Genomic DNA, 12,136 nt, shown 5'->3' on the forward strand with positions numbered 1-12,136 from the left:
AATGCAGGCGGGTTTACAGGTAAGAGCGTCATGGTCTTGGCCATGAAGGTCCCGGGTTCAATCCTCGGTCTGCTTCGGCAGGTAGCTCAGTACACAACCCGTCGCTCCTCGTCACCTCTTTTTGTTTTGGGCCGCCGTGTCCGCCAGTCAGTCAGTCAGTCAGTCAGATAAAGAATAGAGAGAGAAAAAAAATGGAACAGAACTACAAACTGCATGAAGTAGCCAACGGCGTCCCCGTGAAGATGTGGACGAACGGCGTGCCCGTGGAAGACGAAGCGAAAAAGCAGCTCGAGAACGCAGCGCGCCTGCCCATCGTGTTCAAGCACATCGCCGCCATGCCCGACGTGCACTACGGCATCGGCGCGACCGTGGGTTCGGTGATCCCGACCTTCAAGGCCATCATCCCCGCCGCCGTCGGCGTGGACATCGGCTGCGGAATGATGGCCTGCAAGACCACGCTCAACGCACGCGACCTGCCCGACAACCTGGGCCCGCTGCGTTCGGCGATCGAGAAGGCCGTGCCGCACGGATCGAACCCCAAGCGCATGGGCCGCGACAAGGGCTCGTGGGAAACGCCGCCCGACGAAACCGATGCCGCCTGGGCCAAGCTGGTGGAAGAGTTCGACCTGATCTGCGAGGACTACCCGCGCATCAAGAACACGAACAACCACAAGCACCTGGGAACGCTGGGTACCGGCAACCACTTCATCGAGGTGTGCCTGGATGAAGCGGGCGCCGTGTGGTTCATGCTGCACTCGGGTTCGCGTGGCGTGGGTAACGCCATCGGCACGCACTTCATCGAACTCGCGAAGAAGGACGCCGAGCTGCACCAGCGCAACCTGCCCGATCAGGACCTGGCGTACTTCGAGGAAGGCGCCCAGTATTTCGGTGACTACGTGCGTGCGGTGGGCTGGGCCCAGAAGTTCGCGCGTGCGAATCGCGAAGTGATGATGCAGCGCGTGGTCGCGGCCGCGCGCAAGGTCATCACCAAGCCTTTCGAGGCGCACGTGGAAGCGGTGAACTGCCACCACAACTACGTGAGCCGCGAGACGCACTTCGGCGAAGACGTGCTCGTGACCCGCAAGGGCGCGGTGAGCGCAAAGGCCGGCGAACTCGGGATCATCCCCGGCAGCATGGGTGCCAAGAGCTACATCGTGCGCGGAAAGGGCAACCCCGAGAGCTTCATGAGCTGCAGTCACGGCGCCGGTCGAAAGATGAGCCGTACGAAGGCGAAGAAGCTCTTCACCATCGCCGACCAGATCGCCGCGACCGAAGGGGTGGAATGCCGCAAGGACGCCGATGTGATCGACGAGATCCCGATGGCCTACAAGGACATCGACGCGGTGATGGAGGCGCAGAAAGACCTGGTGGAGGTGGTTTACACGCTCAAGCAGGTGGTTTGCGTGAAAGGTTAGACAAAGGCCGTTGGCGTGTGCCTCGGCCGGTAGTTGGAGAAACAAGGCCATGAAAAGCAACAAGCAACGCCGCGCCGAGATCAAGGCGCATCGCCTCGGACGCGCTGCGCGCAGCGAGGCGCAGATGCGTGCGCCCGACCAGCGGCGCGAACTGATCCTGCGTGCGACCGGCATGGAGCCGGCCGACCTCGGCGTGCTGGGTCTCTACAACAACACGTACGGGCCGTTGCCCGGTCACTACCTCGACCGCGCCTTCTCCTGCCGCGATTGCGGTGCAGAGGAAGTCTGGACTGCCAGGCAACAGAAGTGGTGGTACGAGATCGTGCATGGAAGCATCGAGAGCCGCGCGGTGCGCTGCCTCGCGTGCCGGCGTGCACGCCGTGCGGGGTTGGCCCCATCCCGCAAAGGCGAGGGAGCGAATCGGCTCGGCGAAATGTCCGAGCGGCTGCGCGGCCTTGCCGGTTCCGCACCGACAGAGGCATCGCGTGCCGAGGCGGACGCCGCTCTGGAAAGCAAGTGGTGGAGCCTGCGCGTGCTGGCCATTGCTGCGCTGGGTCGCTGGGGTACGGCCGCCGACATCGCGCGCCTGTGCGCTTTCGTCGATGCGCCCCGGTCTCGGTGGGATCTCTGGCGGATCGAAGGTGCTGGCGCGGCAGTGAAGGCGTTGGCGGGATGCTTGCGTCATCCAGAGGACGATGGCTGGGCGATCGAGGTTTGCCTGCGCGGCCACGGAGGTCCGTGGAGCTGGCGAGAATTCTTGAGCGCGATTCCGGCCGACCGGATAGCAGCTTTCGCCAAGGAAGAGTTCGCGCGCCGCGACGGTGATGCGGATCGCCTGCTGCGTCTCCTGGCGCTGATGCACTGCATCGGTCGGGCGCCATCGCCCACGCAGATGGGCATCGTGCGTACGCATGCGTGCAAGGATGTGCGGCTGTGGACGCGGCACTTCCCGCCGGAGGTGGCATGAGCACGTCTTCGCATTGGGAAGTTCCGCTTCCTTCGCGCGAAGAGGCGGAGGTGGTCGCATTGCGCGAAACATTGCAGAGCGTCGGCTCGGGTTTCGAGTTCGCTGTATATGGTGTCGCTGCCGATGTCGACAACGTGGGGGAAGCGCACCATCGCGCGGCACTGCGCCTCCTGTGCGATGACATCGCCGCGTTCGCCGAGCGCTACCGGCAGGACGTGATCGCGCGCGATCCTTCGCTTGCTGCAAAGCTGAGCACGAGCCTTGCGTTCGATGTCGACGCCGCGCGCGCCACGCCGCTCGATGCGTCGGCGGTGATTGCCGCCGAAAGCTTCGCGCCGCTGCACCGCGTCGTGTACACACGCGATCTCGCAGAGGTCTCGTGGTTCGAATGGTTTTGCCAGGCTTTTGGCGATCCGCCTTACACGCTGCATGTTGCCGACGAAGCCGAACGGGCGGAGCTGTTTCCGCGCTTCTGCCGATGCACGGGACTGTTGCCGGGCGATGGCGTCGTCGTGCTCGATTGGGTCGGCGACCCGGAGCGCGAACCCGAACGCAGCACCTGGAGCGATTACTTCGACGCCGGCAAGGAGTGGTGGGGCATCTGGTGCTTTACCGTGTGGAATCCACGGCGCCGCACATTGGCCGTCGCGATAGCAAGCCAGACAGATTGACAGACAGACAGACGGACAGACAGACAGACAGACAGACAGACAAGACGACAAACAACAACGAGATTTCGAATCATGCAGAAAGAAGAACAACAGGAATTCCTCCGCTCCGCCCACCCCATCGACCCCGCCATGCGCGAGGAGATCATGGCCAACCTGCGGGCCATCGAAGAGCGCCACGACGTCACCGTCCTCTTCGCCTGCGAATCCGGCAGCCGCGGCTGGGGCTTCGCTTCGCCCGACAGCGACTACGACGTGCGCTTCATCTACGTGAACCGCCTGCCGTGGTATCTCACGGTGACGCCGCGGCGCGACGTGATCGAGGTGCCGATCAGCGGTGACCTCGACATCAACGGCTGGGACCTGCGCAAGGCGCTGGGCCTGATGCGCGAGTCGAACCCGACGCTGCTGGAGTGGCTGCGCTCGCCCATCGTGTACCGCGACGACGCAGTGGCGATGCCGCGTTTTCGCGCGCTCTCGGAGGCGGTGTTTTCGAACGCGCGCGCGTGGCACCACTACAGCTCGATGGCGAAGAAGAACTTCCGCGAGCATCTGCAGGCCGACGAGGTGCGCTACAAGAAATACCTCTATGTGTTGCGCCCGCTGCTGGCCGCGCGCTGGATCCGCACGCAACCCGGCGTGCCGCCGATGCGCTTCGCAGACCTGGCGCAGCACACGCTCGATGCAGTGCGCGACGCCGCGCTCATCGACGAGATCAACGCGCTGCTCGAAGTGAAGATGCGCGCCGGTGAGGCTGCGACCAGCCCGCGCTGGCCCGGCATCCACGCGTTCATCGAAGCCGAGCTGGCGGCCAACGCCGCGGAGCCGATCACGCCGCTGCCGCAAGCCGAAGAGGCCGGGCTCGATGCGTTCCTGTGCGAGACGGTGCTGCGCTTCGACGCGTCCGCGCAGGAAGGAGGCCGCGCATGATCGAACTCGACGGTTCCCAAGGCGAGGGCGGCGGCCAGATCCTGCGCACCAGCCTCGCGCTGTCGGTGGCGACGGGCCAGCCGCTCGCCATCGAGAAGATTCGCGCGGGCCGCGCCAAGCCCGGACTGATGCGCCAGCATCTCGCGTGCGTGAAAGCCGCGGCCGAGATCAGCGGTGCGCTGGTCGAAGGCGCGGAGCTCGGTTCGCAATCGCTGAGCTTCGCGCCCGGCCCAGTGCGCGCGGGCGACTACCGCTTTGCGATCGCCAGCGCGGGAAGCTGCATGCTGGTGCTGCAGACTGTGCTGCCGCCGCTGCTGCTGGCCGGCGCGCCGAGCACGGTGCACCTGAGCGGTGGCACGCACAACCCGATGGCGCCGCCGTTCCACTTTCTGGAGCGTGCCTTCGCGCCGCTGGTGCGGCGTCTCGGCGCCGACTTGCAACTGACACTGCGCCGCTGCGGTTTTTACCCGGCGGGCGGCGGCGAGGTCGAGGCGACCATCGTGCCCGCTGCGGGCGCGCTGCAGCCTTTCGACCTGATGGCGCGCGGTGCACAGCAGTCGAGCTACGCGGAATGCCTGGCGCCGGGCCTGCCGCGCCATGTGCCGACGCGCGAGCTCGACACGCTGGGTGGCGCGATGGGATGGTCCGGCGAGCAACTGCGCTTCGGTACGGCGCGGCAGAACGAAGGCCCGGGCAATGCGCTGATCGCCACGCTGGCTTACGAACACGTCACCGAGGTGTTCACGGCCTTCGGCGAGAAGACGCTCAGCGCCGAGCAGGTGGCACATGGACTGGTGAAGGAGCTTCGTTCGTTCCAGAAGAGCGAGGCGGCCGTCGGACCGCACCTGGCCGACCAGCTCGCGCTGCTGCTGGCGCTCGCTGCGTGGCAGAGCCGCAAGCCCGCTGCATTCACCTGCAGCGAGGTGACGGAGCACACGCGCACCAACTGCGCGGTGATCGAGCGCTTCCTGCCGGTGCGCTTCGCGATCACCGAGAGCCGCGCGGCCTCGACGGTGCAGGTCTCGCCGTCCTGATGGAAAAGGAAGACGTCCGCTCGCTCAGGCGAGCGGCGTCGCGTTGGCGTACAGGCGCAGCAGCATCGCGCGCAGCATCTTCACCTCGGCCGCGCTGAAGTCCGAGGTCGCCACCGCTTCGTAGTGCTGCGCGAGCGGGATCAGCTCGCAGGTCAGCGCCAGGCCGCGTTCGGTCAATGCAATACGCACGGCGCGCTTGTCGTTGTCGCATTTCTCGCGCGCCATCAATTCATGCTCCACCAGCCGGTCGACGATGCGCGAGAGCGCCGACAGGTCGGTGGAAGCGTGAGTTGCCAGTTCGGACAACGTCTGCCGCGGCGTGTGCTGCAGCGATGCGCACACGCGCCATTCGCTCAGGCTGAGCCCGCAGGGCTTCAGCGCCTTCGCAAAGGCATTGCCCATGCGGGCCCCGGCGCGCGCCAGCAGGAACGGGATGGCCTTTTCGAGGTCGTGATCTTGTGGAAGGGTTTTCATCTAGACGTACTTGATTATTCAAGTATATAGTCCGCGGCAATTACTTGAATAATCAAGCAAAAACGGAGACGACCATGAACCTGGAACCCACGCGCCGAGGCGCCATCGCGGTGATGCTTTCTCTTTTCTCGGCGGCGCCGTTGGCCCACGCGCAGAGCGCAGCCGCCAAGTGGCCGACGCAGGCCGTGCGCTTCGTAGTTCCGTTCCCCGCGGGGTCGGCGCCCGACGTGCTGATCCGCCACGTGGGCGCCAAGCTCGGCGAGAAGTGGGGCCAGGGCGTGATCGTCGACAACAAGCCTGGCGGCAGCGGCGTGATTGGCATGAACGCGATCCTTGCCGCGCAGAGCGACGGCTACACCTTCGGCTTCGTGCAGGGCTCGGCCATCTCGGTCGCGCCGAGCACGATCAAGGGCGTGACCTATGACTTCAACCGCGACTTCGTGCCGGTCACGCTCGCGGCGGTCGCGCCCTTCATGCTCGCGGTGCCGGCGAACTCTCCCTACAAGACCTTGGCCGATTTCATTGCGGCCGCGCGTGCCAAGCCGCAAGGCGTCGAGGTGGCCGACAACGGCCGTGGTACGGCGCCGCATCTGGCTTCGGCATTGCTGGGCCTGCAATCGGGCGCGCAGTTCCTCGAAGTGCACTACCCCGGTGGCGCGCAGGCCATGCAAGCGACGCTCGGCGGCCAGACCCAGATGATGGTCGAGACCTACAACGTGGTCGCGGGCAATGTGCAGGGCGGCCGCATGCGCGTGCTGGCCAGCATGGGCGATCGCGTCGAGGCGGGCCTCGAGTCTTTCCCGCTCGCGAGCAAGACGGTGCCCGGCGCGGTCGCGCACGGCTGGTTCGCGGTGATCGCGAAGAAGGGCGTCGACCCGCTCGTGCTCTCGAAGCTCAACAAGGACATGAACGAGGCGCTGCTGCTGCCCGACGTGATCGCCAAGTCGCGCGAGCTGGGCACCTACCCGCGCCCTGGAACCCCCGAGCAGCTGGCGCGTTACATCGCCGACGACCGCAAGACCTGGCAGGACGTGCTGGACAAACTCAACATCAAACCAGAGTAACCACCCCATGAAAAACAAGATCGCTCTGGAAGAGCATTTCGCGATCGACCTCACGATCGCCGACTCGCAGGTCTACGCCCGCCCCGAGGTGTGGCAGGGACTCAAGAGCAACCTGCTCGACTTCGAGCAGCAGCGCCTCGCGCAGATGGACGAGTGGGGCACCGAGTTCTCGATCCTCTCGCTCAATTCGCCGGCAGTGCAGGGCATTCCCGATGCGAAGCGCGCCATCGAGGTGGCGCAGCGCGCCAACGACGTGCTGGCCGAGCAGATCAACCGCCACCCCACGCGCTTCGGCGGATTCGCCGCATTGCCGATGCAAGACCCTGAAGCCGCCGCGCGCGAGTTGGAGCGCTGCGTGAACGAGCTGGGCTTTCACGGCTTCCTGGTCAACGGCTTCTCGCAGGTGGGCGACGAGAACACGGTCGTCTACTACGACGATGCGCGCTTCAATGATTTCTGGACCGCCGCCGCCGCACTGAAGAAACCGTTCTACATGCACCCGCGCGATCCGCTGCCGAGCCGCGAACCGATCTACGACGGCGCGCACTGGCTCACCGGCCCGACCTGGGCCTTCGCGATGGAAACGGCCATCCATGCGCTGCGCCTCATGTCCAGCGGCATGTTCGACCGCCACCCGGCGCTGCAGATGATCCTCGGCCATTTCGGCGAAGGCATTCCGTTCAACATCTGGCGCGTCGACCACATCCTGCGCAAGGGCCGCCGCGGCATGCCCTGCGACAAGGAGATCGGGGACTATCTCCGCAGCAACGTGCACATCACGACCAGCGGCAACTTCCGCACGCCGACGCTGCTCTCGACGATGCTCGAGGTGGGCTCGGACCGCATCATGTATTCGGTCGATTACCCCTTCGAGAAGCACGAGGACGCGGCCCGCTGGTTCGACACCTGCGAGATCAGCGAGAACGATCGCCAGAAGATCGGCCGCGACAACGCCCGCAAGCTCTTCGGCCTGAAGTGACATGAGCACGCAGAAAGACACCCGCCCCGTGCTCGTGGCCGGCGGCGGCATCGGCGGTCTCGCCGCTGCCCTGGCCCTGGTGCGCGAGGGCTACCGCGTGAAGGTGATCGAGCAGGCGAGCCAGATCGGCGAGATCGGTGCCGGCATCCAGCTGAGCCCCAACGCCTTCGCGGCCTGCGATGCGCTCGGCGTGGGCGAGCACCTGCGCGCTAAGGCGGTCTACACCGAAGAGATGGTGATGTTCGACGCCATCGATGCGAAGCGCATGGCGAGCATTTCTCTCTCGGAAAAATTCCGCGCGCGCTTCGGCAACCCCTATGCAGTGATCCACCGCGCCGACATCCACGGTGCGCTGCTCGAAGGCGTGAAGCAGACGACCGACGGCATCGAGTTCCTCACCTCGACCAAGGTCGTGCACATCGAGCAGGACGACCACGGCGTGACGCTCATCGACGCGCAGGGCGGCCGGCACGAAGGCCAGGCCGTGATCGGCTGCGACGGCGTGCGCTCCGCGGTGCGCCAGCAGTACGTGGGCGACGGCATCCGCGTGTCGGGCCACGTGGTGTTCCGCGCGGTGGTTGACACGGCCGAGTTCCCCGAGGCGCTGCGCTTCACCGCGCCCTGCATCTGGGTCGGGCCCAACTGCCACCTGGTGCACTACCCGCTCAAGGGCGGTGACAAGTTCAACATCGCCGTGACCTTTCACAGCGACCAGCCCGAGGAGTGGGGCTCGATGGACGGCGACCCGGCCGAGGTGCAGCGCTACTTTCGCCCGACCTGCGAGCAGGTGCAGCAACTGCTGCGCATTCCGAAGGCATGGAAGCGCTACTCGACGGCCGACCGCAACCCTATCGAGCAATGGACCTTCGGCCGCGCGACGCTGCTGGGCGATGCCGCGCACCCGATGGTGCAGTACCTCGCGCAGGGCGCCTGCACCGCTTGCGAAGACGCGGTGACGCTGGGCCTCGCGCTGCGCCGCGAAGGTGGCGACTGGCCGCGCGCGCTCGCGTTGTACGAGCGCTCCCGCGTTGCACGCACTGCACGGGTGGTGCTGTCTGCGCGCGAGATGGGGCGCATCTATCACGCCAAGGGCGTTGAACGGCTGGTGCGCAACAGCATGTGGAACGGTCGCCCGCAAGAGCGCTTCTACGACGCCCTCGAATGGCTCTACGGCTGGACGGCCGCGACCTGCCTCGACGAGGCGACGGTGTGAAGGCATTCCCCGATTCGCTCGAAGCGAGCGCGGGCGGCGCAGGTGGCGCAAGTGCCACGGCCGCCATCGACATCCCCGCGCTGATTGACAGCCATCCCGTCAGCAGCTTCCAGAAATGGATATTGCTGCTGGTCGGCTGCGCCGTGGTGATGGACGGCTTCGACGTGCAGGCCATGGGCTTCGTCGCACCCGCCATCGTGAAGGCCTGGGGCATTGACAAGGCCGCGCTCGGCCCGGTGTTCGGCGCGGGGCTCTTCGGCATGCTGGTCGGCTCGCTGGTGCTCAGCATCTGCGCCGACCGCATCGGCCGCCGGCCCGTGCTGCTGGGCGCCACCGTGTTCTTCGCGCTGTGCATGCTCGCGACCGCCTTCGTGCGCACGCTCGACCAGTTGCTCGCGATGCGCTTCATCACCGGCATCGGCCTCGGCGGCATCATGGCCAACGCCAGCGCGCTGGCCAGCGAGTACAGCCCGCTGCGCCGACGCGTCACGCTGATGATGTGGGTGTCATGCGGCTTCACGGGCGGCGCGGTACTGGGCGGGCTGATCTCGGCCGTGCTCATTCCGCTGGGCGGCTGGCAGGCGGTGTTCGTGTTCGGCGGCGTCGTGCCGCTGGTCATCGCCGCGCTGATGTGGCGCTACATGCCCGAGTCGATGCAGTTCCTCGTGCTGCGCGGGCGCAAGCTCGATCGCGTGCACGGCTGGCTGCAACGCATCGCGCCCGAAGTGCGCATTGGCCCCGGCATGCGCTACGTGGTGCATGAAGCCAAGCAGGACGGTGCCCCGGTCGCCGAGCTGTTCCGCGCAGGGCGCGGCCCGGCCACGTTGCTCCTGTGGGGCATCAATTTCATGAACCTGCTGAACCTGTTCTTCCTCGCGAACTGGTTGCCCACCATCGCGACCGAAGCGGGCTACAGCGGCGGCACCGCGGTGCTGGTCGGCACGCTGCTGCAGGTGGGCGGCGTGGTCGGCACGGTGGCGATGGGGCCGCTGATCGACCGCATCGGCTTCTACCGCGTGCTGGTGCCGATCTTCGCGATCGCGGTGCTGACCATCGGCGTCATCGGCCAGCCGGCGCTGCCGCTCGCGCTCTTGCTCGCGGTGGTCACGGTCAGCGGTTTCTGCGTGGTGGGCGCGCAGCCCGCGCTCATCGCGCTGGCCTCCAGCGTGTACCCGACGACGGTGCGCGCTACCGGCATGGGCTGGAGCCTGGGCATCGGCCGCGCGGGCTCCATCGTGGGGCCGGTGCTGGCGGGTTGGCTCATCGGGCTGCGCTGGACGAACAGTGCGCTCTTCATCGCAGCCGCCGTGCCGGCGCTGCTGTCTTGCGTGATGGTGCTCTGCATGGGGCGATTGAAATTCACGGGCGCCACCGAGCGCCCAGGAGAAACGACATGACGACAACTTCATCCCGGGGCTGGACCCTGACCGCCCGCGTGCTGATGGCCGCGATCTTCCTGGTCGCGGGCGTGCGCAAGCTCATGACCTACGGCGCCACGCTCGGCTACTTCGCGAAGCTGGGTATTCCGCTCGGCGACGTGGTGCTGCCGCTGACCATCGCGCTGGAGATCGGCGGCGGCCTGTTGCTGATCGCCGGCTGGCGCCTGCAATGGGTGGCCAGCGCGCTGGCTCTCTTCACGCTGGCCACGGCCTTCACGGCGCACGCGTTCTGGTCTGCCGATGCGGCGCAGTTCTCGGGGCAGCTCAACAACTTCCTCAAGAACGTGGCGATGGCCGGCGGCTTCCTGCTGCTGATCGTCCAGGCCACCGACGGCAAGCGCACAACCGCGGGCAGATGAGCGCGAGCGCGGTGGAAAACTCCTTTCCATCCGCATGGTTGAACGCCCCTCGGGGCGGGTAGACACTCGCCCGCACCTTTTCACGAAAGATCGAGCGATGCCTGTCCAATCCTTCGTCTACAACAGCGCGCCCCAGCGCGTGGTCTTCGGTGCGGGGTCGCTGCAGCACCTGGCGCGCGAGATCGATGCGCTCGGCGCTCGGCGCGCGCTGGTGCTCTCCACGCCCGAGCAGCGCCCGCAGGCCGAGCGCATCGCCGACATGCTGGGCGCGCGTGCGGCCGGCGTGTTCGACCGGGCCGTGATGCACGTGCCCATCGAGACCGCGCGCGAAGCGAGAGAAGTGGCGCAGCGCCTGGGCGCCGACTGCGCCGTGGCCATCGGCGGCGGCTCGACCACCGGCCTCGGCAAAGCCATCGCGCTCGACTCGGGCCTGCCGATCCTTGCGATACCGACCACCTACGCGGGCTCCGAGATGACGCCGATCTACGGCATCACCGAAGCAGGCATGAAGAAGACCGGCAAGGACTTCAAGGTGCTGCCGCGCACCGTGATCTACGACCCCGAACTCTCGCTGACCCTGCCCGTGGGCATGAGCGTGACGAGCGGCATCAACGCCATCGCGCATGCGGCCGAAGGGCTCTACGCCACCGATGCGAACCCGATCATGGATCTGATGGCGCAAGAGGGCATCGCCGCGCTGGGCCGTGCGTTGCCCGCGATCCGCGCCTTTGCAGAGGACGCGGCCGCGCGCAGCGACGCGCTCTACGGCGCATGGCTCTGCGGCACCGTGCTCGGCAACGTCGGCATGGCGCTGCACCACAAGCTGTGCCACACGCTCGGCGGCAGCTTCAACCTGCCGCATGCCGAGACGCACACGATCGTGCTGCCGCATGCGCTGGCCTACAACGCCGCTGCTGCGCCCGAAGCCATGGCGCGCATCGCGAAGGCGCTGGGTGGAAGCAACGCGGCGCAGGCTGTGTTCGACCTCGCGCACGACAACGGCGCGCCGGTCGCGCTGCGCGACATCGGCATGAAGGAATCGGACCTCGATGTGGCCTGCGCACACGCGCTGCAGAACCAGTATCCCAATCCGCGCCCGCTTGAGCGCGATGCGATTCGTGCCTTGCTGCAGAACGCGTGGGAAGGTGCGCGGCCCTGAGCCGGGCCGCAGGCAAGTTTTCGATTACAGGCCGGCCTGGCGGCTGAACGACACGGCAGGCTTCTTGTAGGCCGAAGGCACCTGGTCGCGATAGAAGGCACGCTTGTCCAGGCTTTGCAGAGGGTCGTGCGCGGTGGCAACGGCTTCCTCGCGAACGCTGCTGCGGTCGCGCGTCGAGTTGGAGATTGCCACGCCTTCGGCGGCAGCGTCCGAATAGATGTTGCCGCTGCGTGTAGCCGCCACGGCTTCGGTCTGCACATCGGCGCGGGCGGCGGCCGAGGTGACCGCGTGCACGCCTTCGTAGGTTTCGGCATGTGCGGCACCCGCTGCGCCCAACATGGCGAATGCGGCGGCGGAGAGGGCGATGAGTTGCTTGGTGTTCATGATGAAAGTCCCTTCGGATGACTGCTGTGTGGACGGCGGACATTCGTCGTT

General features: G+C 66.6%; 13 protein-coding genes. 11 read left to right on the forward strand and 2 right to left on the reverse strand.

Going from position 1 to position 12,136, the window contains the following annotated elements:
• The first annotated feature begins 191 nt into the window (after positions 1-191).
• From QFZ83_RS01745 to rtcA, 5 genes are all read left to right on the forward strand, one after another.
• Positions 192-1,415 (forward strand): RtcB family protein, encoded by a 1,224-nt coding sequence (locus QFZ83_RS01745; RefSeq protein ID WP_307501891.1) that lies wholly within the window; start codon positions 192-194, stop codon positions 1,413-1,415.
• Between the two features lie 49 nt (positions 1,416-1,464).
• Complete coding sequence (locus QFZ83_RS01750; RefSeq protein ID WP_307501893.1) at positions 1,465-2,382, forward strand: zinc-ribbon domain containing protein; 918 nt, start codon at positions 1,465-1,467, stop codon at positions 2,380-2,382.
• Positions 2,379-3,053: a hypothetical protein gene (locus QFZ83_RS01755; RefSeq protein ID WP_307501895.1), complete on the forward strand. Its 675-nt coding sequence runs from the start codon at positions 2,379-2,381 to the stop codon at positions 3,051-3,053. The genes QFZ83_RS01750 and QFZ83_RS01755 overlap by 4 nt, the downstream gene beginning before the upstream one ends.
• A gap of 72 nt (positions 3,054-3,125) precedes the next feature.
• On the forward strand, positions 3,126-3,980 hold the full coding sequence (locus tag QFZ83_RS01760; RefSeq protein WP_307501898.1) for a nucleotidyltransferase domain-containing protein: 855 nt from the start codon (positions 3,126-3,128) through the stop codon (positions 3,978-3,980).
• Positions 3,977-5,014, forward strand: a complete 1,038-nt coding sequence (gene rtcA / locus QFZ83_RS01765; protein WP_307501901.1) for an RNA 3'-terminal phosphate cyclase — start codon at positions 3,977-3,979, stop codon at positions 5,012-5,014. Before QFZ83_RS01760 ends, rtcA begins: the two co-directional genes overlap by 4 nt.
• A 24-nt stretch (positions 5,015-5,038) precedes the next feature.
• On the opposite strand, the gene QFZ83_RS01770 is transcribed toward rtcA, so the two are convergent.
• Positions 5,039-5,488, reverse strand: a complete 450-nt coding sequence (locus tag QFZ83_RS01770) for a MarR family winged helix-turn-helix transcriptional regulator (RefSeq protein ID WP_307501904.1) — start codon at positions 5,486-5,488, stop codon at positions 5,039-5,041.
• Between the two features lie 74 nt (positions 5,489-5,562).
• Here QFZ83_RS01770 and QFZ83_RS01775 point away from each other — a divergent pair, with 74 nt between their 5' ends.
• From QFZ83_RS01775 to QFZ83_RS01800, 6 genes are all read left to right on the forward strand, one after another.
• Positions 5,563-6,552, forward strand: coding sequence for a tripartite tricarboxylate transporter substrate binding protein (locus QFZ83_RS01775; protein ID WP_307501907.1), 990 nt, complete (start codon positions 5,563-5,565; stop codon positions 6,550-6,552).
• A gap of 7 nt (positions 6,553-6,559) precedes the next feature.
• Positions 6,560-7,531 (forward strand): amidohydrolase family protein, encoded by a 972-nt coding sequence (locus tag QFZ83_RS01780; RefSeq protein ID WP_307501910.1) that lies wholly within the window; start codon positions 6,560-6,562, stop codon positions 7,529-7,531.
• A 1-nt stretch (position 7,532) separates the two neighbouring features.
• Entirely contained in the window at positions 7,533-8,744 is a 1,212-nt protein-coding gene (locus QFZ83_RS01785) for a 3-hydroxybenzoate 6-monooxygenase (RefSeq protein WP_307501913.1), read from the forward strand.
• Positions 8,741-10,141, forward strand: a complete 1,401-nt coding sequence (locus QFZ83_RS01790) for an MFS transporter (RefSeq protein WP_307501917.1) — start codon at positions 8,741-8,743, stop codon at positions 10,139-10,141. Before QFZ83_RS01785 ends, QFZ83_RS01790 begins: the two co-directional genes overlap by 4 nt.
• A complete protein-coding gene (locus QFZ83_RS01795) occupies positions 10,138-10,542 on the forward strand; it encodes a DoxX family protein (protein WP_307501920.1) in 405 nt (134 codons plus the stop codon). Before QFZ83_RS01790 ends, QFZ83_RS01795 begins: the two co-directional genes overlap by 4 nt.
• A gap of 97 nt (positions 10,543-10,639) precedes the next feature.
• Complete coding sequence (locus QFZ83_RS01800) at positions 10,640-11,701, forward strand: maleylacetate reductase (RefSeq protein WP_307501923.1); 1,062 nt, start codon at positions 10,640-10,642, stop codon at positions 11,699-11,701.
• Between the two features lie 24 nt (positions 11,702-11,725).
• On the opposite strand, the gene QFZ83_RS01805 is transcribed toward QFZ83_RS01800, so the two are convergent.
• Positions 11,726-12,085, reverse strand: coding sequence for an alpha/beta hydrolase (locus QFZ83_RS01805; RefSeq protein ID WP_306882713.1), 360 nt, complete (start codon positions 12,083-12,085; stop codon positions 11,726-11,728).
• Positions 12,086-12,136: the final 51 nt, after the last annotated feature.

The organism is Variovorax sp. W1I1 (assembly GCF_030815625.1).
In the GTDB taxonomy this organism is placed as follows: domain Bacteria; phylum Pseudomonadota; class Gammaproteobacteria; order Burkholderiales; family Burkholderiaceae_C; genus Variovorax; species Variovorax paradoxus_C.

What these genes read in the sequence shown, in the direction of transcription:
- QFZ83_RS01800 (WP_307501923.1), top strand. Translation starts at nt 10,640, where the DNA reads ATGCCTGTCCAATCCTTCGTCTACAACAGCGCGCCCCAGCGCGTGGTC.
- QFZ83_RS01750 (WP_307501893.1), top strand. Translation starts at nt 1,465, where the DNA reads ATGAAAAGCAACAAGCAACGCCGCGCCGAGATCAAGGCGCATCGCCTC.
- QFZ83_RS01780 (WP_307501910.1), top strand. Translation starts at nt 6,560, where the DNA reads ATGAAAAACAAGATCGCTCTGGAAGAGCATTTCGCGATCGACCTCACG.
- QFZ83_RS01785 (WP_307501913.1), top strand. Translation starts at nt 7,533, where the DNA reads ATGAGCACGCAGAAAGACACCCGCCCCGTGCTCGTGGCCGGCGGCGGC.
- QFZ83_RS01805 (WP_306882713.1), bottom strand. Translation starts at nt 12,085, where the DNA reads ATGAACACCAAGCAACTCATCGCCCTCTCCGCCGCCGCATTCGCCATG.
- rtcA (WP_307501901.1), top strand. Translation starts at nt 3,977, where the DNA reads ATGATCGAACTCGACGGTTCCCAAGGCGAGGGCGGCGGCCAGATCCTG.
- QFZ83_RS01760 (WP_307501898.1), top strand. Translation starts at nt 3,126, where the DNA reads ATGCAGAAAGAAGAACAACAGGAATTCCTCCGCTCCGCCCACCCCATC.
- QFZ83_RS01775 (WP_307501907.1), top strand. Translation starts at nt 5,563, where the DNA reads ATGAACCTGGAACCCACGCGCCGAGGCGCCATCGCGGTGATGCTTTCT.
- QFZ83_RS01745 (WP_307501891.1), top strand. Translation starts at nt 192, where the DNA reads ATGGAACAGAACTACAAACTGCATGAAGTAGCCAACGGCGTCCCCGTG.
- QFZ83_RS01770 (WP_307501904.1), bottom strand. Translation starts at nt 5,488, where the DNA reads ATGAAAACCCTTCCACAAGATCACGACCTCGAAAAGGCCATCCCGTTC.
- QFZ83_RS01755 (WP_307501895.1), top strand. Translation starts at nt 2,379, where the DNA reads ATGAGCACGTCTTCGCATTGGGAAGTTCCGCTTCCTTCGCGCGAAGAG.
- QFZ83_RS01795 (WP_307501920.1), top strand. Translation starts at nt 10,138, where the DNA reads ATGACGACAACTTCATCCCGGGGCTGGACCCTGACCGCCCGCGTGCTG.